This is a genomic window from Intrasporangium sp., assembly GCF_030452765.1.
Taxonomy (GTDB): Bacteria; Actinomycetota; Actinomycetes; order Actinomycetales; family Dermatophilaceae; genus Intrasporangium_A.
The window spans coordinates 1-20,482 of the sequence record NZ_JAKDLO010000010.1; the positions used below are offsets into that span (position 1 = coordinate 1).

The 20,482-nt window shown below is 69.7% G+C and carries 22 protein-coding genes and 1 riboswitch; of the genes, 7 read left to right on the top strand and 15 right to left on the bottom strand.

Annotation, left to right across the window (positions count from 1 at the left end):
• Both L0H79_RS02330 and L0H79_RS02335 read right to left on the bottom strand, forming a co-directional pair.
• Positions 1–235 (bottom strand): hypothetical protein (locus tag L0H79_RS02330; protein WP_301482932.1); only part of this gene is annotated, 235 nt, incomplete at its 3' end.
• 174 nt (positions 236–409) lie between these two features.
• A complete protein-coding gene (locus L0H79_RS02335) occupies positions 410–601 on the bottom strand; it encodes a hypothetical protein (protein ID WP_301482933.1) in 192 nt (63 codons plus the stop codon).
• Between the two features lie 214 nt (positions 602–815).
• Between L0H79_RS02335 and L0H79_RS02340 the strand changes: the two genes are divergently transcribed.
• Both L0H79_RS02340 and L0H79_RS02345 read left to right on the top strand, forming a co-directional pair.
• The gene (locus L0H79_RS02340) at positions 816–1,070 is read left to right on the top strand and encodes a type II toxin-antitoxin system Phd/YefM family antitoxin (RefSeq protein ID WP_301482934.1); all 255 of its coding nucleotides are present in this window, start codon (positions 816–818) and stop codon (positions 1,068–1,070) included.
• On the top strand, positions 1,070–1,465 hold the full coding sequence (locus L0H79_RS02345) for a type II toxin-antitoxin system VapC family toxin (RefSeq protein WP_301482935.1): 396 nt from the start codon (positions 1,070–1,072) through the stop codon (positions 1,463–1,465). Before L0H79_RS02340 ends, L0H79_RS02345 begins: the two co-directional genes overlap by 1 nt.
• A 34-nt stretch (positions 1,466–1,499) precedes the next feature.
• Here the strand turns inward: L0H79_RS02345 and L0H79_RS02350 are convergent, their stop codons facing one another.
• The 5 genes from L0H79_RS02350 to L0H79_RS02370 form a co-directional block, all read right to left on the bottom strand.
• Positions 1,500–1,802, bottom strand: a complete 303-nt coding sequence (locus tag L0H79_RS02350; RefSeq protein ID WP_301482936.1) for a type II toxin-antitoxin system PemK/MazF family toxin — start codon at positions 1,800–1,802, stop codon at positions 1,500–1,502.
• On the bottom strand, positions 1,802–2,047 hold the full coding sequence (locus L0H79_RS02355; RefSeq protein WP_301482937.1) for a YlcI/YnfO family protein: 246 nt from the start codon (positions 2,045–2,047) through the stop codon (positions 1,802–1,804). Before L0H79_RS02355 ends, L0H79_RS02350 begins: the two co-directional genes overlap by 1 nt.
• 117 nt (positions 2,048–2,164) lie before the next feature.
• Complete coding sequence (gene acs / locus L0H79_RS02360; RefSeq protein WP_301482938.1) at positions 2,165–4,126, bottom strand: acetate--CoA ligase; 1,962 nt, start codon at positions 4,124–4,126, stop codon at positions 2,165–2,167.
• 166 nt (positions 4,127–4,292) lie between these two features.
• Positions 4,293–4,913, bottom strand: coding sequence for an acetate uptake transporter (locus L0H79_RS02365; protein ID WP_301482939.1), 621 nt, complete (start codon positions 4,911–4,913; stop codon positions 4,293–4,295).
• A 278-nt stretch (positions 4,914–5,191) separates the two neighbouring features.
• The gene (locus L0H79_RS02370) at positions 5,192–6,481 is read right to left on the bottom strand and encodes an amidohydrolase family protein (protein WP_301482940.1); all 1,290 of its coding nucleotides are present in this window, start codon (positions 6,479–6,481) and stop codon (positions 5,192–5,194) included.
• Positions 6,482–6,599: 118 nt separating this feature from the next.
• Here L0H79_RS02370 and L0H79_RS02375 point away from each other — a divergent pair, with 118 nt between their 5' ends.
• Both L0H79_RS02375 and L0H79_RS02380 read left to right on the top strand, forming a co-directional pair.
• Entirely contained in the window at positions 6,600–7,757 is a 1,158-nt protein-coding gene (locus tag L0H79_RS02375; protein WP_301482941.1) for a DUF2332 domain-containing protein, read from the top strand.
• Positions 7,758–7,761: 4 nt separating this feature from the next.
• Positions 7,762–8,601: an aldo/keto reductase gene (locus L0H79_RS02380; protein WP_301482942.1), complete on the top strand. Its 840-nt coding sequence runs from the start codon at positions 7,762–7,764 to the stop codon at positions 8,599–8,601.
• Positions 8,602–8,613: 12 nt separating this feature from the next.
• Here L0H79_RS02380 and L0H79_RS02385 read toward each other — a convergent pair whose 3' ends face one another.
• Both L0H79_RS02385 and L0H79_RS02390 read right to left on the bottom strand, forming a co-directional pair.
• Positions 8,614–9,234: an L-threonylcarbamoyladenylate synthase gene (locus L0H79_RS02385; RefSeq protein ID WP_301482943.1), complete on the bottom strand. Its 621-nt coding sequence runs from the start codon at positions 9,232–9,234 to the stop codon at positions 8,614–8,616.
• A 51-nt stretch (positions 9,235–9,285) separates the two neighbouring features.
• Positions 9,286–9,669, bottom strand: a complete 384-nt coding sequence (locus L0H79_RS02390) for a DUF2695 domain-containing protein (RefSeq protein WP_301482944.1) — start codon at positions 9,667–9,669, stop codon at positions 9,286–9,288.
• A 163-nt stretch (positions 9,670–9,832) separates the two neighbouring features.
• Here L0H79_RS02390 and lhgO point away from each other — a divergent pair, with 163 nt between their 5' ends.
• Positions 9,833–11,035 carry an L-2-hydroxyglutarate oxidase gene (gene lhgO / locus L0H79_RS02395; protein ID WP_301482945.1) on the top strand — a complete coding sequence of 401 codons (1,203 nt, stop codon included), beginning with the start codon at positions 9,833–9,835 and terminating at the stop codon, positions 11,033–11,035.
• Between the two features lie 56 nt (positions 11,036–11,091).
• On the opposite strand, the gene L0H79_RS02400 is transcribed toward lhgO, so the two are convergent.
• Both L0H79_RS02400 and L0H79_RS02405 read right to left on the bottom strand, forming a co-directional pair.
• Positions 11,092–11,736 (bottom strand): FMN reductase, encoded by a 645-nt coding sequence (locus tag L0H79_RS02400; protein WP_301482946.1) that lies wholly within the window; start codon positions 11,734–11,736, stop codon positions 11,092–11,094.
• Positions 11,733–12,914 (bottom strand): CE1758 family FMN-dependent luciferase-like monooxygenase, encoded by a 1,182-nt coding sequence (locus L0H79_RS02405; protein ID WP_301482947.1) that lies wholly within the window; start codon positions 12,912–12,914, stop codon positions 11,733–11,735. The genes L0H79_RS02400 and L0H79_RS02405 overlap by 4 nt, the downstream gene beginning before the upstream one ends.
• 147 nt (positions 12,915–13,061) lie before the next feature.
• On the opposite strand from L0H79_RS02405, the gene L0H79_RS02410 reads away from it, so the two are divergent.
• Together L0H79_RS02410 and L0H79_RS02415 are read left to right on the top strand one after the other, a co-directional pair.
• Positions 13,062–13,838 (top strand): RNA methyltransferase, encoded by a 777-nt coding sequence (locus tag L0H79_RS02410; protein ID WP_301482948.1) that lies wholly within the window; start codon positions 13,062–13,064, stop codon positions 13,836–13,838.
• A 5-nt stretch (positions 13,839–13,843) separates the two neighbouring features.
• Complete coding sequence (locus L0H79_RS02415; RefSeq protein ID WP_301482949.1) at positions 13,844–14,473, top strand: histidine phosphatase family protein; 630 nt, start codon at positions 13,844–13,846, stop codon at positions 14,471–14,473.
• Positions 14,474–14,539: 66 nt separating this feature from the next.
• Here L0H79_RS02415 and L0H79_RS02420 read toward each other — a convergent pair whose 3' ends face one another.
• The 4 genes from L0H79_RS02420 to L0H79_RS02435 all read right to left on the bottom strand — a co-directional run bounded on the left by L0H79_RS02420 (position 14,540) and on the right by L0H79_RS02435 (position 20,474).
• Positions 14,540–16,030 (bottom strand): glutamate--cysteine ligase, encoded by a 1,491-nt coding sequence (locus L0H79_RS02420; RefSeq protein WP_301482950.1) that lies wholly within the window; start codon positions 16,028–16,030, stop codon positions 14,540–14,542.
• Between the two features lie 71 nt (positions 16,031–16,101).
• Positions 16,102–18,996: an aminomethyl-transferring glycine dehydrogenase gene (gene gcvP, locus L0H79_RS02425; RefSeq protein WP_301482951.1), complete on the bottom strand. Its 2,895-nt coding sequence runs from the start codon at positions 18,994–18,996 to the stop codon at positions 16,102–16,104.
• A 71-nt stretch (positions 18,997–19,067) separates the two neighbouring features.
• Positions 19,068–19,165: riboswitch (glycine riboswitch) on the bottom strand.
• A gap of 38 nt (positions 19,166–19,203) precedes the next feature.
• Positions 19,204–19,779 (bottom strand): MerR family transcriptional regulator, encoded by a 576-nt coding sequence (locus tag L0H79_RS02430; protein ID WP_301482952.1) that lies wholly within the window; start codon positions 19,777–19,779, stop codon positions 19,204–19,206.
• 200 nt (positions 19,780–19,979) lie between these two features.
• Complete coding sequence (locus L0H79_RS02435; protein WP_301482953.1) at positions 19,980–20,474, bottom strand: bifunctional nuclease family protein; 495 nt, start codon at positions 20,472–20,474, stop codon at positions 19,980–19,982.
• Between the last annotated feature and the right edge of the window lie 8 nt (positions 20,475–20,482).

A 20,482-nucleotide genomic window follows, 5' to 3' on the forward strand; every position in this document is an offset into this window, starting at 1 on the left:
CGGTTCGCGAGCCCCGCTGCAGCTGGTCGTGAAAGACGATCACGTCCGCGGCCGAGAACCCAGCCGGCCCGAGGTCGGTGTAGCTCGGCGGGCTGAACAGCACATGAAACGTTCGGGTGCTCCTCGCCCCGCTGCCGTGCGCATCGGCGGACGCGCTCGGGGCTGACCCCTGAAGCAGCAACGCAGCCATCGTTGCCGACCCGGCCAACGCAGCAGCTCGAACCACAGATCCCATGAGACTCTCCTCGCTCTTCGCTGGTGAACATCGACACCGCGTCGACATCCCGCGCCCGAACATGCGGTCACCGTGCCAGATTCCTCCCCGTGGCATCCCAAGACAACCGGGCCTGACAGGACAGCACGTGCCGTGCACGTGCCGTGCTGACCGCGCAGCACAAACAAACTAAGATCAGCCAGCCGGTGTGGTGGAGTCCTGCAGGGCGCGCCAATAGGCGAGGTGGACTCGCGTGGTCAGGGTGTCCGGGTTGTGCGGCCCGAGCACCCGCAACTTGTCGGCGAGCAGCTGCTCGAACGCGGCGGCCGCGCCGGCCGCGTCCCCGGCCTCACGGCGCCGGGAGGCGAGATGGGCCCACGGGCCCACCCGTTCAGGGTGGTCAGGATGTCCGGGTGCTCCGGGCCGAGCACCCCGCGAGTGTGTGGGAGTCAGCGAAGGCCGTTCGCCTGCGCGGGGGCCCAGGACGTGGGCTGAAGGCGCTGGTCTGGCCGGCTGAGCCCGTGCGTCCTTGATCATCCGTCCGGAGCGGCACCGTAGCCACACGTAGCGGTTCGTAGCGACGCGACGTACGCTGACAGACATGAGACGAGAGATCAGCCAGCGCGAGCTGCGTAACGACAGCGGCGCCATCCTTCGCGCGGTGGAGTCCGGCGAGGACTTCGTTGTGACGCGCAACGGAACCGCGCTCGCCGAGCTGCGGCCGCTGCGACGCCGTCGCTTCGTTTCCAGGGCCGAGCTCCTATCGACCGTACGGCACTTGGCGGCGATTGATGCGGCCGCCTTTCGCGCCGACGTCGACGAGGTCGTTGACCAGAACCTCGAGCGCGACCTCTGATGCCGGAAGCCGGCATCCTGGACACCTCGGTCGTGATTGACCTGCCCGGAATCGACGGTGATCGGTTGCCGGCGGAATCTGCGATAACGGCTGTCACGCTGGCTGAGCTCGCGGCCGGGCCGCACGCGGTTACCGACGTCATCCAGCGGTCGATTCGCCAGGAGCGATTGCAGTGGGCCGAAGCAACGTTCGACGCTCTCCCATTCGACATCGCCGCCGCGCGTAGCTACGGACGTGTCTACGCCCACATCCGAGCCGCCCGACGTCGGCCTCGCGGTCGTCTCGCCGACCTCATGATTGCCTCGATCGCCGCAGCGAACCAGTTGCCGCTTTACACCCGTAATCCGACAGACTTCGCCGGACTCGAGCCCCTGATCACGGTGGTCACAGTCTGACGGCTGGGCGGCCCAGCTCAGGACCGCGCGGGTTTCAATCCTCGAGGTCGAACGCCTCGTGGAACGCTCGTGTCAGGTCGTGCTCTTGGTCAGCCAACAGGGCTCCCACCGGACGGAGCAAGTCCTCTCGGGGGACAGTCACGATCGAGTCGACATTGATGGCTGAGTCATGCTCGAGACCGTTGCGCCGGCCGACAGCCACCTCGCTGCGCAGGCCACGCACCGCGCCGGTGACGGGTGCGACGGTGACCAGGCGGCGCACAGCGCGAACCTCCTCGCGAGTGAGGACCAGCACCGGCCTGACCTTGTCGAGCCGGGCGAGCCAGATCGGGTGCATCAGTCAAGCTCCGATGCCAGCCGGACGGCGTTGCCGGCCGCCCAGGCCGCGTAGGCATCGGACTCGAGGTCGGGGTCGGTGCTCCGGGCGTAGATCTGGGCGTCCCGCTCGGCGCCGCGCCGCCGAATCTCCCGCCTGATGGCGCGGTTGATCACATCGGCGCGGCTGCCCTCCCCCGCTGTCACCGCCTGATCGATGAAGGCGGCCAGGTCTTCGTCCACGCGGATCGTCATCTGTACGCTCATACCGGCACAATACCACTACGGTATGAGGGCGATCGCGACTGGCTGGGCCCCGCTCCGACGGCGTCGCTCGGAGCGAGGCCCCCGGGTCTCGAGCAGCGGTGCTCGGACTCGGTGGGCTCAGTCCTCCTTGCCGGCTTCGGCGCGCGCCTTGATCTCCTCGACGACGGTCGGGTCGGCCAGCGTCGTGGTGTCGCCGAGGGCGCGGTTCTCGGCAACGTCCTTGAGCAGACGCCGCATGATCTTGCCGGACCGGGTCATCGGCAGCTCGGCAGCGAAGACCACGTTCGCAGGCTTGGCGATGGGCCCGATCATCGTGCCGACGTGCTCACGCAGCTCGGCCAGCTTCTCCGTCGTGCCCCGCGCGCCGTCCTTCAGCGTCACGTAGGCCACGATCGCCTGACCGGTGGTGGCGTCGGAGCGGCTGACGACCGCCGCCTGAGCGACATCCGGGTGGTTCACCAGCGCGGACTCGATCTCGATGGTGGACAGCCGGTGGCCCGAGACGTTCATCACGTCGTCGATGCGGCCCATCAGCCAGAAGTCCCCGTCCTCGTCGACTCGGGCTCCATCGCCAGCGAGGTAAGCGTCGGGGAACGTGCTCCAGTAGGTGTCCTTGAACCGCTGGTCATCGTTGTAGAGACCGCGGAACATCGCCGGCCACGGCTCCTTCACGACCATGTAACCGGCGCCCTCGCCCGGTGGGATCTCCCTGCCACTCTCGTCGTAGACGGCCGCCTGCACCCCCGGGAACGCCCTGGTCGCCGATCCCGGCTTCAGGGTCGTGATGCCGGGCAGCGGCGTCACGAGGATCATGCCGTTCTCGGTCTGCCACCAGGTGTCGACCACCGGTGCCTTGCCGCCGCCGATGTGCTCGCGGTACCAGACCCACGCCTCCGGGTTGATCGGCTCACCGACCGATCCGAGCACCTTCAGCGAAGACAGGTCGTGCCGCGCCGCGTACTGGTCGCCCCACTTCATGTGAGTGCGGATCGAGGTCGGGGCGGTGTACAGGACATTGACCTGGTAGCGCTCGATGATGTCCCACCAGCGGTCCTTGTCCGGGAAGTCCGGCGTGCCCTCGTACATCACGCTCGTGGTCGCGTTGACCAGCGGGCCGAACACGATGTAGCTGTGGCCGGTGATCCAGCCGATGTCCGCAGCGCACCAGTAGACCGTGTCGGGCTTGATGTCGAAGACGTAGTAGTGCGTCGTGGACACACCGGCGAGGTAGCCGGCGGTGGAGTGCACGATGCCCTTCGGTTTGCCGGTGGTGCCGCTGGAGAACATGAGGAAGAACATGTCCTCGGAGTCCATCGGCTCGCACGGGCACGAGGCCGGATCGTCGTCCTGACCGTCCACCACGTCGTGCCACCAGCGGTCGCGGCCCTCTTTCAGCTCGACTTCGGTGCCGGTCCGGCGCACCGTGACGCACGTCTTGACCGTGGGCGCCATGTCCATGGCCTGGTCGGCCACGGGCTTGAGGGGTCCCGCCTTGCCGCGACGGTTGGCGGCGTCCTGGGTGACCAGGTACTCGCACTCCATCTCGGCCATACGACTGCCCAGGGCGTTCGCGCTGAACCCTCCGAAGACAAAGGTGAACGGTGCGCCGATGCGTGCCAGCGCCAGCAGGGTGACTGGTGCCTCCGGGATCATCCCCATGTAGACGGCGACCTTGGTGCCCTTGCCGATACCCAGGCTCTTGAACCCGTTGGCCGCCCTGACGACCCGGCTCTGCAGGTCCGCGTACGTGATCGTCAGCTTGTCCCCGACGGGCTCGCCCTCCCAGTGGTAGGCGACCTTGTCGCCGAGCCCGTTCTCCACGTGTCGGTCGACACAGTTGTAGCAGGCATTCAGCTTGCCGCCGAGGTACCACCTGGCGTACGGCCGGTCCCATTCCTTCAGCGTGGTGAAGTCCGTGAACCAGCTGAGCCGGTCACGGCCCTCCTTCTCCCAGAACGCGTCGGGGTCCTGTTCGTAGAAGCCGGGTTTCGCGTTCGCCTGCGCCGTGAACTCGGGGTCGGGAGGATACTGTCGCTCCTCGACCATGAGTGCAGCGATGTTCTGATTCTCTTCGGCCATAGTTCGCATCTCCTGATGTTCCGTGCTTGTCGTTGTGCGCTCCGGTCGCCGTACGGTGACGGGCCACCACCACGTCTACAGCACCACCGCTCTGACGCCAAGGGGCCACGGCGCTGTGGTGCTGTCGGACCTCACCCAGACCTGACCCAGACCTCACCCTGGATGGCTACTCGCGCGGGCCGACCGGCACCACGTCGCGGCCGAAGGTGAACTTGACGACCCCCGCGAACGACGCGTACCACGCGGCGAGGGCGGTCGCGACGCCGACCCAGCCGCCGATCTTGGTGATGACCTCGCTGGCGCTGAAGGCGCCGATCGCGAGCAGCACGTAGGTGATCGTCAGCAGGACGAAGACGGCGAGCACCGCCCCCGTGGTCCGGGTGGCCGCGATCGTCATGTAGCCAGTGAAGATGGCCCAGGCGATCAGGTAGAGCCCGATGCTGTCGCCCAGCGCATTGGCGTCGGTCACCTTGTCCAGTCCGGAGTGACCGGTGAGCCACCAGAACGAGATCCAGAAGGCACCGTAGGAGGAGAACGCGGTCGCGCCGAAGGTGTTGCCCTTCGCGAACTCCCACATGCCGGCGCAGAGCTGGGCGAGACCGCCGTAGGCGAGAGCCAGCCCGAAGACCACCGGTTCGACGTGGAACAGACCCGTGTTGACGAAGCTGAGCACGAATGTGGTCAGGGCGAAGGCGCCGAGCCCGAGCGGGGCCGGGTCTGCGATGTGCGAGCCCGGCGTTGTCTTGGGAAGGGCGCTCGCCTCGGGTTGCGGTGTGCCGTGAGGCATGCAAGTCACCTGCTCTTTGAGACGGTTGATCTTTCGATAGTAGGTACCCCTACCATTCGACCCACCAGTTTTCGTCTACAATGTCACATTGCGGCGACAAGTCATATTGAGCCACATTTCCTTCAGGCTGAGCCCAGATGAGTGAGAGAATGACAGGTAGTGTGCCGAAGCCGACAGGCTCGTGGATTTGTACCTCAGAGGTTGATGTGGCCTCAAGGCACCGACGAGAATAGTCGTGCATTCGGGGGACAAAAGCCCCGGATCTCGTTTGCCAGAGGTCAGCGCACGCGGGCGCCGGCCTGGAAGACGGCGACCACAGCCTGGTCGAGGCCGGCCAGATCGGTGGTGGAGTCCAGCAGACGGTCCAGCAGGACGAGGTCCGCCCGGTGCCCTGCGGCTACCCGGCCGATCCGCGCATCGGGTGCCACCAGGTCCGCGGAGACCGACGTCGCCGAGGCGAGGACGCCGTCCACGGACATTCCGCACTCGGCCATCAGAGTGAGCTCCTCGAGGTTCGTCCCATGTGGGCCGACGCCGGTGTCGGTGCCGAAGGCCACCTTGACCCCCGCCTCGATCGCTCTCGACACGGCGGCACGATGGGCCTCGATGACGGCCCCGGCCTTCGCGACCACACGCTCGTTCATGCCGCGAGCCGACTCCGCGGTGCGCAACACCGCGATGGGCGCTACGAGCGTAGGGACGAGGAACACGCCACGGTCGAGCATGAGCTGGATCGTCTCGTCGTCGAGGTAGATGCCGTGCTCGATCGAACGGACCCCGCCGACGATGGCGTTCCGGATGCCGGCGGTGCCCTGGGCGTGGGCCAGGACGTAGGACTCGTGCGCCTCGGCCTCCTGCACCACGGCCCGGATCTCGTCGACGGTCAACTGGGAGTGCCGCGGGTCGTCGGCCGGGCTGAGCACGCCGCCGGTCGTACAGATCTTGATCTGGTCGGCGCCGGCCCGGAACATCTGGCGGGTGAGCCGGCGCATCTCGTCCGGCCCGTCGCCGACCCCTGCGGGCCGCCCGGGGTGAGGGGCGAGCAGCGGCATCTCGACGCCGGACGGCAGGAGGTGGTCGCTGTGCCCTCCGGTCTGGCCGATGAGGTTCACACAGATCCGCAGTCGGGGCCCAGCCACCACCCCGGTGGCCTGCGCGGTCTTGAGCCCCAGGTCCGCACCCCCGGCGTCACGGACCGTGGTGATCCCGATGTCGAGAGTACGTCGCATGAACCCGACAGACTGGTAGAACTGCATCGAGAACGGGACGAGGATCGCGGCCAGGTCCCCGATGTTCTCGGCCAGCATGTGCACGTGTGCGTCGATGAAGCCGGGCGTGAGCGTGCGGCCCGCCCCGTCGATCTCCTCGGCCTGTCCACCCGGGGCGTGCCCGACGCCGGCGATGTTGGCGCCGGCCCCCGCGCCGACCGCGGTGATCTCGCCTGCCTCGATCACGACATCCGGGGTTCCCTCGAGGAAGCGCCTCCCGTCGAAGACCCTCGCCCCACGGATGACCGTCGCACCAGCACCAGCACCAACACCCGACTCGACCATCGACAGCCACCTCATCCAGCAGACCGGACCCTTGCTCGCTGGCCCGAGGCTATCGGGGCCGGCGTAGTGAGCGCACTAGGCGGTAGTCGCATCGCGGCTCCTGGCTCCGACGAGCCGACCTACGCTGAGTTCCGTGCGCAGTCGGTCATCCTGGTCCGCCGAGGACCTCGCAGAGGTTCGGCGGAGCTTCGCCCGCTTCGCCGAGGAGTACGCGAACCTGCCCCTCTACCGGGCGATCTGCCTCGGCATGGCTGACGACCCGGAGCCGGCGGCGCTGCTCCTGCACGCCCAGCCCGGCCAGGCCCGGCCCGTGCTCTTCCTGGCCGCCCTGCACGATCTCGTGCTTCGTCGCCCCGACCTGCCGGCGGCCCGGTGGTATCCCAGCGTCGTCGGCCCCGACGCAGTGCCGGGCGGTGACCCGTGGCCCGATGTCCTCGCGACGATCCAGGCACATCGCGAGGAGTTGCGCGAGACCATCGCGACGCGGCGCACGCAGACCAACGAGGTCAACCGGGCCGTCTACGTCGCGACCGTGTTGGCCCTCGCCTCGGCTGACGTGCCCGCGCGGCCCACCATCCTGGTCGAGCTCGGCGCGAGCGCCGGCCTGCTCCTGGCGGTCGACCGATACCGGATCGAGCTGCACCGGCGCGGGGTCGCGCTCGTCGTCGGGGATCCCGCGTCACCGGTCCGGTGCCGCGGCGAGGACCGCTCCCCCACTCCCCTGCCGGACCTCGTCCTGCCACCCATCCGTGGACGAGCCGGTCTCGACCTGGCCCCGGTCGACCTCGACGACGAGGCGTCGGTGCGCTGGCTCGAGGCCTGCCTGTGGCCGGATGTCCCCGGCCGGGTCGAACGGTTCCGGGCCGCGATCACGCTGCTACGCGAGAACCGGCCCGCGCTCCACGCCGGTGACATGGCCGGTGACCTCGACGGCACGATTGACATCACGCTGGCACAGGCCGGTCAGGCAGGCCGCAGCGGCATCCACCTGATCGTATTCAGCTCATGGGCCCTGACCTACGTGGAGCGGCGGCGGCGCACCGACATCGCCGAGGTGCTGGCCGATGTCGCCCAGACCCTGGGCGCGGTCAGCTGGGTCACCGCCGAACCCGTCGGGTGCGCCCCTGGCATACCCGTGCCGAACAGGATGGCCGACGGGATGGACAGCACCGTGCTCGGGGGCCGCCGGTGGCGGCACGGACTGGAGATGCCGGCCGAGGCCTGGGGTACTTGCCACCCCCACGGCGAGTGGATCGCGCTCAGCGAGAGCGCACTGGGCGGCATACGGTGAACCCGTGATGACATTGCCCACCATGGAGCTCAACGACGCGACGCGGATGCCGGTCCTCGGCTTCGGCACCTACCCGATGCGGGACGACGATGCCGTCGAGGCGATCGGCTCGGCCCTCGACCTCGGGTATCGACTGATAGACACGGCGGTCAACTACGGCAATGAGCGCGAGGTCGGCGAGGCCGTGCGACGCAGCGACGTGCCACGCGACCAGATCTTGCTCCAGACGAAGATTCCCGGGCGCCACCACGCCTATGACCTCGCCCTCGAGTCGCTGCGGGGGTCGTCCCGGCTGCTCGGCGTCGAGCAGATCGACATCGCCCTGATCCACTGGCCCAACCCGAGCCGGGGGCTCTACGTCGAGGCTTGGCGCGCTCTCGTCGACGCCCAGCGGGACGGGCTCGTGCGGACGATCGGCGTGAGCAACTTCAAGCAGGAGCACCTCGCCGCCATCATCGACGCGACCGGCGTCGTGCCGGCCGTCAACCAGGTCGAGCTGCACCCGTGGTTCTCCCAGGAGGACCAGCGGCAGGTGGACGGGCGGCTCGGGATCCGCACCCAGGCGTGGAGCCCACTCGGCCGACGCAAGAAGCCTCTCGACGCGCCCGCCGTCACTGCCGCAGCGCGGGCGCACGACGTGACGCCGGCCCAGGTGGTCCTGCGCTGGCATCTGCAGCTCGGCTCGGTACCGCTGCCCAAGTCCGCGACACCGGCTCGGCAGCGCGCCAACCTCGACGTGCTGGGCTTCGAGCTCACCCAGGCGCAGATGGCAGCCATCGGCGCGCTGAGCAGACCCGATGGTGGGTTCCCCGACCGCGACTCGAACACCCACGAGGAGATGTGACCCTCTCGCGGGTCACTGGAAGGGCCTCGGGTCTCCGGCGCCGACCCGCACGACCTCGGCGTAGCCGTTGCTGTAGTCGACGACGGTGGTCGGCTCGAGCCCGCACTCACCCGAGTCGATGACGGCATCGACGCTGTGGTCGAGCTCCTCCTTGATCGTCCAGCCGTCGGTGAGCGGGTCGTCCATGCCGGGCAGCAGGAGGGTGCTCGACAGGATCGGCTCGCCCATCTCCCTGAGGAGCTCGCGCACCACGGGATGGTGCGGGATGCGGACTCCGACCGTCCTCTTCTTCGGCTGCAGCAACCGCCGCGGTACCTCCCTCGTGGCCGGCAGGATGAACGTGTAGGGACCGGGCGTGGCCGCCTTGACCGCACGGAACACGGAGTTGTCGAGGTGGACGAACTGTCCCAGCTGGGCGAAATCGGCACAGACGATCGTGAAGTGGTGCTTGTCGTCGAGGTGCCGGATGCGGGTGATCCGCTCCTTGCCCGCCGCGTTGTCGAGCGAGCATCCCAGAGCGAAGCACGAGTCCGTGGGATACGCGATCAGACCGCCGTCGCGCAGGATCTCGGCCACCTGCCGGATCGCGTGAGGCTGGGGATCGACAGGATGGACATCGAAGTACCTCGCCATGGGGCACACCCTGCCATGCCTCCGGCGCTGCCGCAGCGACCCGCGCTGCGCTCACATGGCCAGCTCGTCCGCTGCGACCCAGTGCCTGCACGGCTGGGTCGAGTTGGGCCGGACCCCTCGGCAGGGGGGCACCACCTCTGGGGGCACGAGCCGCCCGTCCCAGGCCCACTCCCACAGCTCCGGCCCGACCCGCCACACGACGTCGGTGACGCTGCAGTCACAGCGGGCGCCCTGCGCCGTGAGCCGGCGGGTCAACGCCGTTGCTCGCCGCGCCCGGTGTACGCGGAACTGCTCGACCCACCGCAGCGCGTCCGAGCAGCCCTGCAGCCCCACCATCCGGTGGACGAAGCAGGCGAGGCACTCCTCCGGACGCGGCAGCACCTCCTGCGGCGACTGGATCGGGCGGCGCGTCAACAAGTGGATGACGTTGGACATCGGGGCTCCCTTCGACGGCCCCCACTCTCCCCGCCGGTCGAGTCCGCGGCACCCGTCCTGCCTGCCGGCTGTGGACGAGGTGAGCCGAGGGAGGCGGCTGTGGACGGCCGACGCAGGCACCCCGGCCCGGCCCCACCCGGTGCATGAGGGTTACCGTGGGCGCGTGGCAGTGGAGCGGGTCGTGGTGGTCGGTGCCGGGATCGTGGGCGCGGCGATCGGCCGCGCGCTGGCCATGGGGCGGCACGCCACCTCGGTCACCGTGCTGGAGAAGGAGAGCGAGCCTGGCCGACACCAGACCGCACGCAACAGCGGCGTGGTCCACGCCGGGGTCTACTACCAGCCTGGCTCCGACAAGGCCAGACTGTCCCGTGAGGGGGTGCGCCGACTACGCGACTACTGTCACGCCCGGGCCCTGCCCTACGAGGAGGTGGGCAAGGTCCTCGTCGCCCTCGACGAGGGTGACGAGAGTCGGCTCGCGCGGATCCATGAGCGCGCCGCCGCCAACGGCGTCCCGGGCTTGCGATGGCTCGACGCATCGGAGCTGCGCGAGATCGAGCCGCACGTGCGCGGCCAGGCAGGGCTGCACTCCCCGACCACCGCCATCGTCGACTTCGGCCAGATCGCGGCGGCGTTCCTCGAGGATGCCCGCAACCACGGCGTCCACCTGCGCACCGGATTCGAGGTCAGCTCGATCTCGGTCGGCCCGACGACCCGGTTGACGGCGGCTTCGGGAGAGACCCTCGAGGCCGACCTGCTCGTCATCGCGGCCGGCCTGCACACCGACCGCGTGGCCGCCCTCGCAGGCGACTCCCCGTTCCCGCGGATCGTCCCGTTCCGGGGCGAGTTCCACGAGCTCGTGCCGAGCGCCCGGCATCTCGTCAAGGGCCTCGTCTATCCTGTCCCGGACCCGCGCTACCCCTTCCTCGGGGTTCATCTGACCAAGCGCGTCGACGGCAACGTCCTGCTCGGCCCCAACGCCGTCCTCGCCCTGGCTCGAGAAGGCTACCGGCGCCATGACGTCGAGGCTCAGGAGCTGCGAGAGCTGCTGTCGTTCAAGGGGTTCCGGACCTTCGCCCGGGCCAACGCCGCGACCGGCGTCCGCGAGATGTGGGGGTCGCTGAACCGGCGCGCCTTCATCGCCGCCGCCCGTCGCTACGTCCCCGAGATCACCCCGGCCGACGTCATCCGTGGGCCGGCCGGAGTGCGGGCCCAGGCGATGGACGAGGACGGCAGTCTCGTCGACGACTTCCGCTTCAGTCGGGTCGGCAACATCTTCGCGATCCGCAACGCGCCATCGCCGGCCGCCACGGCCTCCCTCGCGATCGCCGACCTGGTGCTCGACCAGCTGGGCCTGGACGAGACGTAAAGCGCCGCGGCCACCCGCCGCCCCGCCCGCTCCGTTCGAGGCGGCAGAGGCAAGCGTCAGGCCACGCCCGCGACACCAGACACGCCGGACACGCCCGCGACGTCGGCCAGCAGGGCCTCGAACGGCGTGACGTCCTCGAACGGGTCCACCAGCGCCGGGGCGGGTGCGCCGGTCACCAGCCGGGCCAGGGCCGCCCCGGCCCGCTCGATCCGCTCGGAGAGCCGTCCGGCGTCGGTGCTCCCCCAGTCCTCGGACGCGGCGAAGACGGCGACCGGGACGACGAGCGCACCGAGGTGGGCGAAGAGCGGGCGCAACGCATGGTCGATGGCGAGCGAGTGCCGGGCGGTGCCACCGGTCGCACCGAGCAGGACCGGCTTGTCGCGCAGCGCATCCCTCGGCAGGACGTCGACGAGCATCTTGAACAACCCGCTGTAGGACGCGCTGTAGATCGGTGTCGAGACGATGACCGCGTCGGCTGCCGCGATCGTGTCGAGGCGCTCCTGCAGTGCGGGCGAGGCGAAGCCGGTCAGGACGGTGTTGGTCACCTCGTGTGCGAGGCGGCGCACGTCGACCACCTCGACGGAGACGGCCCGCCGCCCGCCGAGCACGGCCACGGTGGCCTCCGCGAGCCGGTCGGCGAGCAACCGCGTCGAGGAGGGTTCGGTGATCCCGGCGGTGATGACGGCGATGCGGGTGGTCATCGGAGGTCCTTCTCGGGGGTGCGGGATGGGTCCGGTGACGCCTCGGTGACGACATCGGCGCCCGCATCGGCGGCCGCATAGACGGTCGCGTCGCGTCCGCCGCCCCCGGCAGCGGCCACGAGAGCGGCGTGCGTCGGCGCGTCGGGGACGCTCGCCGGCTTGCGCGCCGCGAACTCCGTGCGCAGCACCGGCACGACCTGCTCGCCGAGGATGTCGAGCTGCTCGAGGACGGTCTTCAGCGGCAGACCGGCGTGGTCGAGCAGCCACAACTGGCGCTGGTAGTCCCCGACGTAGTCGCGGTAGCCCAGGGTGGCCTCGATGACCTGCTGGGGACTGCCGACGAGCAGTGGCGTCTGGGCCATGAACTCCTCCATCGAGGGGCCGTGCCCGTAGACGGGCGCCTTGTCGAAGTAGGGCCGGAACTCGCGGATCGCGTCCTGGCTGTTCGGGCGCATGAAGACCTGGCCGCCCAGCCCGACGATGGCCTGCTCGGCACTGCCGTGCCCGTAGTGCTCGAAGCGGCGTCGGTAGAGCGCGACCATCTGCCGGGTGTGGCTCGCCGGCCAGAAGATGTGGTTCGAGAAGAAGCCGTCGCCGTAGTAGGCGGCCTGTTCGGCGACCTCGGGGCTGCGGATCGAGCCGTGCCAGACGAACGGCGGCACCCCGTCGAGCGGCCGGGGGGTGGACGTGAAGGCCTGCAGCGGCGATCGGTAGCGGCCCTCCCAGTCGATGCCGTCCTCGCGCCACAACCGGTGCAGCAGCGCGTAGTTCTCGATGGCGAGCGGGATGCCGTCCCGGATGTCCTTGCCGAACCACGGGTAGACCGGGCCGGTGTTGCCGCGGCCCATCATCAGGTCGATCCGGCCCCCCGCGAGGTGCTGCAGGTAGGCGTAGTCCTCGGCGAGCCGGACCGGGTCGTTCGTCGTGATGAGCGTCGTCGACGTCGTGAGGATGATCCGCTCCGTGATGGCCGCGAGGTGCGCGAGCAGCACGGCCGGGTTCGCGGGCGCGGCGAACGGCGGGTTGTGGTGCTCCCCCGTCGCGATGGCGTCGAGCCCGACCTCCTCGGCCTTCTTGGCGATCTCGATCGTCGCCATGATCCGCTCGTGCTCGGTCGGCGTGCGACCCGTCGTGGGGTCCGCCGTCACGTCGCCGACGGTGAAGATTCCGAACTGCATGTCACGCCCCAGATGGTCGGTAGTTGAGATTTCAACATGGCAACACGGCACCCTTCCGCTACATTCCCGGGCCACCGCGAACCTGCCGTATGCCGCTCGCCCCCCTGAGCGGCATACCGTCTCCTCCCGCTGTGCCATCCTGACGCGGTGAGCGCCGAGATCTCCCCCAAGGACCGCTTCATCACGGTCTACGGACGCAACCCCGTGCACGAGGTGCTCCTCGACGCGAACCTCGGCGTGGACAAGGTCGTCATCGCCGAGGGGGCCCGTGGCGGCTCGATCCGTCAGATCGAGCAGGCCGCCCGACGGCGCGGGGTGCCGGTGCAACGGGCCTCCGCCGAGCGGGTCAAGAAGCTGGCCGGCAACGGCCGGCAGGACCAGGGCGTCTTCGCCGATGTGCTCGCGCCCCGGATGCGCCCGCTCGACCTGGCGCTGGACGCCGGTCCGCTCGCGGTCGTCCTCGTCCTCGACGGGATCACGACACCCGCCAATGTCGGGATGATCATCCGCTCGGCGACCGCGGCGGGGCTCGACGGCATCGTCGTTCCGCGGCGCGGCGTCGCATCCCTCGACCCGCTCGTCGTCAAGGCCTCAGCCGGGGTCGCCTTCCGGGCGCCGATCCTCAAGTGCGCGACGGCCACCGAAGCCGTGGGCCTGCTACGGGAGCACGGGTTCCATGTCGTCGGGCTCGACGCCGCCGGGGAAGCGGACCTGTTCACCGCGCGGCTGCCGCGCCGGGTCGCGTTCGTCCTCGGCAGTGAGACCGCAGGGCTCGGTGAGCAGGTGCGCACCCTCGTCGACGAATGGGTCTCGATCCCGATGGCCTCTGGCGTCGAGTCCCTCAACGTCGCCGCGGCCGCAGCCGTCGTCTGCTTCGAGTTGGTGCGCCGGGCCCGGGTCGGTTCCGGCACCGGTCTAGATTGAGGCACATGCGCGAGCCCGACGGTGTCGTCCCCGGGAACATCTACCTGTTCCGGCACGGTGAGACCGAATGGTCCCTGACCGGCCAGCACACGGGCACGACCGACCTGCCGCTGCTGCCGGAGGGCGAACAGGCCGCCCGGGAGCTGGCCGACATCCTGGACGGCCACCCGTTCGAACGGGTCCTCGTCTCGCCGCTGCAGCGGGCCAGGCGCACGGCAGAGCTCGCCGGGGTCGGCGCCTTCGAGGTGGAGCCGCTGCTGCGCGAGTGGGACTACGGCGCCTACGAGGGCATCACCACCCCCCAGATCAGCAGTCGGCTCGGGCACCGGTGGGAGCTCTTCGAGGACGGGGTCACCCCGGGGGCCACACCGGGCGAGACCGTCGAGCAGGTGTCCGAGCGATGCCAGCAGGTCATCGACAAGGTCTGGGCCTCCCTCGAGCACGGCGACGTCGCCCTATTCGGGCATGGCCATGCGCTGCGGGTGCTGGCCGCCACCTACCTGCAGGTCGATCCCCGGTTCGCGGCCCACCTCGTCATGGACGCCGGCTCGATGAGCGTGCTGACCCACCACCGCACCACGCGGTGCCTCGGCGCCTTCAACATCTCGCCCTGGCGCATCTTCCGCCAGCGCTGACCCGTCGCGCCCCCGCCACACGACCGAGCCGCGCTAGCCAGCCGGCTCACCCCCGATGCACGCCGCTCACGGCTGCCGGGGCAGCTCCCACGTGTGCACCGGTTCGTTGGCGTTCATCCCGTCGATGTAGGCCCGCAGCATCTCGCGCAGCGCCTTGTCGCGGGGCAGTCCCCGGGCCTCGAGCCGCGCGACGCACTCGCTCTGCCACGAGGCTCCGTTGACCCCCAGGATGCACCGTTGCTCGATGACGCCGAGGAACCGGTCCCGCACCGCCTGGGAGACGCCCCATCGGCTCAGGCCGTCGTAGGCCATCGGCAGGAGCCGACGCAGGACGAGCTCGGCCGCCGGCACGTCGCCGTAGCCCGGCCAGTAGGCCCGGGCGTCGATGCCGAGCCGGGCGCACTCCTCGAAGTTGGACTCGGCCGCGGAGAAGCTCATCTGCGTCCACACCGGACGGTCGTCCTCGGCCAGGACCCGGATCGCGCCGTAGTAGAACGCCGCGTTGGCGAGGACGTCGACGATGCTCGGGCCGGCCGGCAGCACCCGGTTCTCCACCCGCAGGTGCGGTCGCCCGCCGACGATGTCGTAGATCGGGCGGTTCCATCGGTAGACGGTCCCGTTGTGCAGGCGCAGCTCTTTCAGCTCCGGGATCTGGCCCTGCTCGAAGACGAGCTCCGGCTGCTCGTCGGTGATCTCTGGCAGCAGCGAGGGGAAGTAGCGGACGTTCTCCTCGAAGAGGTCGAAGATCGAGGTGATCCACCGCTCGCCGAACCAGACCCGGGGCCGCACGCCCTGAGCCTTCAGCTCGGCCGGCCGGGTGTCGGTCGACTGGGTGAACAGCGGGATCCGTGTCTCGGCCCAGAGCCGCTGCCCGAGGAAGAACGGCGAGTTCGCGCCGAGTGCGAGCTGCGGGCCCGAGAGCACCTGCGCGGCGTTCCAGTGATCGGCGAAGCGGTCCGGCTGGACCTGCAGGTGCAGCTGGATCGAGGTGCACGCGGACTCGGGAGCCAGCGAGTCGGAGTAGCGCGCGATGCGCTCTCCCGTCGGTCCCTCGATCTCGAGCCACACGTCCTCGCCTCGGGCGTCGAGCACCGCGTTGTTCAGGGCCTCGTAGCGGATGTTCTCGCTGATCCAGTCGCCCTCGAAGTGTTCCGGCATGACGGTCGGCAGGATGCCGATCGAGACGATGCCGACGCCGAGCTCGGCGGCCCGGGCGTCGGCCCGGTTGAGCGAGGTGCGCAGGTGCTCCTCGAGCTCGAGGGCGGCATTCCCCGGCAGCGGTCCCGGGGGCACGTTGAGCTCGATGTTGTACCGGGCGAGCTCGGTCTGGTAATCGGGGTCGGCGATCTGCTCGAGGACGGTCTTGTTGTCGAGCTTCGGTCCGAGGTCGTCGGCCACGAGGTTGAGCTCGATCTCGAGGCCGGTCATCGGCCGGTCGAACTCGAACTTGCTATGGCTCAGCATGCGTTCGAACACGTCGAGATCGCGACGTACCTTCTCGCGGTAGAGCTGTCGCTGCTCTCGGGTGTATCTGGCCTGCTCGACGTCGGCGCCCACGACCAGAGGAAACCACAAACCGGGCCGTCGCGCGAGAGGGGTCCGGCCCGGCGTGTCGGAGTCGAGCCGGATCAGTCCTCGAACGCCTCCGGCGCGGGGCAGGAGCAGATCAGGTTGCGATCGCCGTAGGCCTGGTCGACACGGCTGACCGGGGGCCAGTACTTGTCACCCGGCACGACCCCTGCCGGGAAGACGGCACTGGCACGGTCGTACGGATGGTCCCACTCCCCCGCGACGTCACGGGCGGTGTGGGGCGCGTGGCGCAGCACGCTGTCGGCAGCCGCGGCCTCGCCACGGGCAACCGCCGCGATCTCCTGGCGGATCGCGATCATGGCGTCGCAGAACCGGTCGAGCTCGTGCAGGTCCTCCGACTCGGTCGGCTCGACCATGAGCGTCCCGGCGACCGGGAAGGACATCGTGGGCGCGTGGAAGCCGTAGTCGATCAGGCGCTTGGCGACGTCGTCGACAGTGACGCCGGTCTCGGCGGTCAGGCCCCGCAGGTCGAGGATGCACTCGTGCGCGACCAGCCCGTCGACACCGGAGTAGAGCACCGGGAAGTGGTCACGCAGCCGCGCGGCCACGTAGTTGGCGTTGAGCACCGCGACCTGGCTGGCATGCCGCAGCCCAGCCCCACCCATGAGCCGGATGTAGGCCCATGAGATCGGCAGGATGAGCGCCGACCCGTAGGGGGCCGCCGACACCGGGCCGACGCCGCCGGCCGGCCCGGCCTCCGGGGCCAACGGGTGGTTGGGCAGGTGGGGGGCGAGGTGCGCACGGACCGCGACCGGCCCGACCCCCGGGCCCCCGCCGCCATGCGGGATGCAGAACGTCTTGTGCAGGTTCAGGTGCGACACGTCGGCGCCGAAGCGGCCGGGCTGGGCCAGCCCGACCAGAGCGTTGAGGTTGGCCCCGTCGACGTACACCTGCCCGCCCGCGTCGTGCACGAGCGCGCACAGCTCGGTGATGGTGTCCTCGTAGACGCCGTGGGTCGAGGGATAGGTCACCATGATGGCGGCGAGCTCGTCGTGGTTGGCCACGATCTTGGCCTTCAGGTCGTCCAGGTCGACGCTCCCGTCGGGTGCGGTCTTGACGACGACGACCTTCAGGCCCGCCATCACGGCGGACGCGGCGTTGGTCCCGTGCGCGCTCGCCGGGATGAGGCACACGCGGCGGTGACCCTGCCCGTTGGCCTCGTGGTACGCGTGGATGGCGAGGAGCCCGGCGAACTCGCCCTGTGAGCCGGCGTTCGGCTGGAGGGAGACGGCGTCATACCCGGTGATCTCGCTGAGCCAGTCGGCGAGCTGCCCGATGAGCTCACGGATGCCCACCGTCTGCTCGGCCGGCGCGAACGGGTGCAGGCCCGCGAACTCGGGCCAGGAGATCGGTTCCATCTCGGTCGTCGCGTTGAGCTTCATCGTGCACGACCCGAGCGGGATCATACCCCGGTCGAGCGCGAAGTCACGATCCGAGAGCGTGCGCAGATAGCGCAGCATCGCCGTCTCGGAGCGGTGCGCGTGGAAGACGGGGTGGGTGAGGAACTCGCTGGTGCGAGAAAGCGACTCCGGTATGCCGCTCGGCTCGCCGGCCTCGTCCGCGACGTCCGCGACGAGCACCTCGCAGACGGCCCCGACAGTGTCGTGCGTCGTCGTCTCGTCGAAGCTGAGCCCGATGTGGTGCTCGTCCACGCGCCGCACGTTGAGGCCCCGCTCGAGGAAGCGGCCCACGAGCTGCGTGGCGCGCCCGGGCACGGCCAGCGTGATCGTGTCGAACCAGGTGTCTCCGACGACCTCGACTCCGGTCGCGACGAGGGAGCTGCGGACCCGCGTGGTGTGCCCGGCGACCCGGCGGGCGATCGCGGTCAGGCCGTTCGGGCCGTGCCACACGGCGTACATGCTCGCCATGACCGCGAGCAGCACCTGGGCGGTGCAGATGTTGGAGGTCGCCTTCTCACGACGGATGTGCTGTTCGCGGGTCTGCAGCGCGAGCCGGTAGGCCGGTGCGCCGGTCGCGTCGACCGAGACGCCCACGAGCCGGCCGGGCAGCTGTCTCTCGAGACCCTGGTGGACCGACATGTAGCCGGCGTGCGGGCCACCGAAGCCCATCGGCACCCCCAGGCGCTGGGCGCTGCCGACCGCGATGTCGGCGCCCCACTCCCCCGGAGGGGTCAGCAGGGTCAGGGCGAGCAGGTCGGTGCATGCGGTGAGCAGCCCCTTGGTCGCGTGGACGAGCTCGGCGAGGGTGCGCCAGTCGACGATCTCACCGGTGGCCGTCGGGTACTGCACGACGACGCCGGCGACGCGACGCCCCTGCGCCGCTTCGGCGAGCTGCTCGGCGTCCGTGACGGACCGGAGGTCGACGACGGCCAGTGGCAGGCCGCCGGCGGCGGCCCGGGTCTGCATGACGGCGATCGTCTGGGGGAAGACCTGCTGGTCGACCAGGACGACGGCATCGGGCCCGGAGCGGGTCGCGCGGTGCATGAGCGACATCGCCTCGGCCGCTGCCGTCGCCTCGTCGAGCAGCGACGACCCGGCGATGGGCAGGCCGGTGAGGTCGCTGATCACGGTCTGGAAGTTGAGCAGCGCCTCCAGCCTCCCCTGCGAGATCTCCGGCTGGTAGGGCGTGTACGCCGTGTACCAAGCCGGGTTCTCGAGGACGTTGCGCCGCACCACGGGTGGCGTCACGGTGCCGTAGTAGCCGAGCCCGATCAGCGACTGGACGAGCGTGTTGCGCGACGCGAGGCCCCGCAGCTCCTCGATGACGTCGCTCTCGCTCCGGGCGGCGGTGAGGTCGAGTGGCTCGGCCTGGCGGATGGCGCCGGGCATCGCACGGTCGCTGAGCGCCTCGAGCGAAGGCTGGCCCACGACCTCGAGCATGCGCGCGATGTCCTGGGGCCCGGGGCCGACATGCCGCGCGACGAAGTCGGGCAGGTCGCTTGGGGACTGGTCGGTCGGCTGGTCGAACTGCATGTGCTGCTCCTGACGGGTCGAGCGGTTACCGCTCCCCGCCTGTCGACCGATGACGGGGTCTCCAGATGTGCCTTACCTGCGCGGTTCGGGTGCCTGAGAGGTTCCGGGGATGTTGCCCCTTCGGCGCCTCGAGGTGACGCCGCCTCGAGGACTCTCCCGCGCAGGGTCGGTCAGCAGCATCGAATCTACCAGTGTGCGCCGGTCGGTTCACGCCATGCGCTTGGCTCGGCGGGCAGACAGCTCGTCGTCGGGATGCTCGGTGGGGGTCGGGTCGTCGGCACGCTCGCTCGGCAGGTCCGCGAGCTCGCCCTCGACCTCGCGCCACACGCGCCCGACCGCGATGCCGAAGACGCCTTGGCCGCCCTGCACGAGGTCGATGACCTCGTCGGCCGACGTGCACTCGTACACGGAGGCTCCGTCGCTCATCAGTGTGATCTGGGCGAGGTCGTCGACACCCCGGTCACGCAGGTGCGTGATGGCGACGCGGATCTGCTGGAGGGACACCCCGGTGTCGAGGAGGCGCTTGACGACCTTGAGGACCAGGATGTCGCGGAAGCCGTACAGGCGCTGGGTGCCCGAGCCGGTGGCGCTGCGCACCGCTGGCTCGACGAGGCCGGTGCGCGCCCAGTAGTCGAGCTGACGGTACGTGATGCCGGCGGCCTTGCACGCGGTTGTGCCCCGGTAGCCGGTGTCCTCGTCGAGATCGGGCAGGTCGTCGTCGAACAGAAGTCCTTGGGCGGCAGGTGGCGTGGGGCGCCGATGGGAGTCCTGCGTAGCAGCCATGCGACCTCCTGGACGACACCGTGACAACAGCGGACAGTTGACAACTGCAGAGCGTGACAACTGCAGAGCCTGACGACTGTAGACACCGTGATAACTACAACATCGTGGTTCACACCGACGGTAGTTCCGACGCACCGACCCGTCAATCATCCGGGCCCATTGCTCGGGCGTGTCGAAAACCTTCAGGATGAAGTAGAGGGTCAAGACTTGGGCGGCGACTCCGGCCCCTCGGGCTTGTCGAAGTCCTCGGCCGAGACGTGGTCGAGGAACTCCTTGAACCGCTCCACCTCGTCGTCCTCCTCGGAGGAGACGACGATGGCCGCCTCGTCGAGGACCGCCGGGTCGACGAAGACCTTCGCATCGGTGCGCAGGGCCAGGGCGATCGCGTCGGACGCCCGGGCACCGACCTCGGTCTTGCCGTCGATGATGAGGGCAGCGTGGAACACCGAGTCCTTGAGCGCAACGATGCGCACCTCGGTCAACGTGTGCCCCAGGACCGCGAGCAGGTCGCGCATCAGGTCGTGGGTCAGCGGGCGCGGCGGGACGACGCCCTGCTGCGCGTACGTGATCGCCGCGGCTTCGGGTGCGCCGATCCAGATCGGCAGGTACCGCCCACCATCCCGCTCGCGCAGCAGCACGATCGGGTGGTTCGTCGGCATCTCGACCCGGACCCCGAGCACATCGACCTCTCTCACGCGTCCAC

Bases quoted from the DNA above. Each gene is read 5' to 3' on its own strand.
- L0H79_RS02370 (WP_301482940.1), bottom strand. From the start codon at position 6,481: ATGAGGTGGCTGTCGATGGTCGAGTCGGGTGTTGGTGCTGGTGCTGGT.
- L0H79_RS02345 (WP_301482935.1), top strand. From the start codon at position 1,070: ATGCCGGAAGCCGGCATCCTGGACACCTCGGTCGTGATTGACCTGCCC.
- L0H79_RS02405 (WP_301482947.1), bottom strand. From the start codon at position 12,914: ATGCAGTTCGGAATCTTCACCGTCGGCGACGTGACGGCGGACCCCACG.
- L0H79_RS02365 (WP_301482939.1), bottom strand. From the start codon at position 4,913: ATGCCTCACGGCACACCGCAACCCGAGGCGAGCGCCCTTCCCAAGACA.
- L0H79_RS02390 (WP_301482944.1), bottom strand. From the start codon at position 9,669: ATGTCCAACGTCATCCACTTGTTGACGCGCCGCCCGATCCAGTCGCCG.
- L0H79_RS02340 (WP_301482934.1), top strand. From the start codon at position 816: ATGAGACGAGAGATCAGCCAGCGCGAGCTGCGTAACGACAGCGGCGCC.
- L0H79_RS02385 (WP_301482943.1), bottom strand. From the start codon at position 9,234: ATGGCGAGGTACTTCGATGTCCATCCTGTCGATCCCCAGCCTCACGCG.
- L0H79_RS02415 (WP_301482949.1), top strand. From the start codon at position 13,844: ATGCGCGAGCCCGACGGTGTCGTCCCCGGGAACATCTACCTGTTCCGG.
- L0H79_RS02355 (WP_301482937.1), bottom strand. From the start codon at position 2,047: ATGAGCGTACAGATGACGATCCGCGTGGACGAAGACCTGGCCGCCTTC.
- gcvP (WP_301482951.1), bottom strand. From the start codon at position 18,996: ATGCAGTTCGACCAGCCGACCGACCAGTCCCCAAGCGACCTGCCCGAC.
- acs (WP_301482938.1), bottom strand. From the start codon at position 4,126: ATGGCCGAAGAGAATCAGAACATCGCTGCACTCATGGTCGAGGAGCGA.
- L0H79_RS02400 (WP_301482946.1), bottom strand. From the start codon at position 11,736: ATGACCACCCGCATCGCCGTCATCACCGCCGGGATCACCGAACCCTCC.
- L0H79_RS02350 (WP_301482936.1), bottom strand. From the start codon at position 1,802: ATGCACCCGATCTGGCTCGCCCGGCTCGACAAGGTCAGGCCGGTGCTG.
- L0H79_RS02430 (WP_301482952.1), bottom strand. From the start codon at position 19,779: ATGGCTGCTACGCAGGACTCCCATCGGCGCCCCACGCCACCTGCCGCC.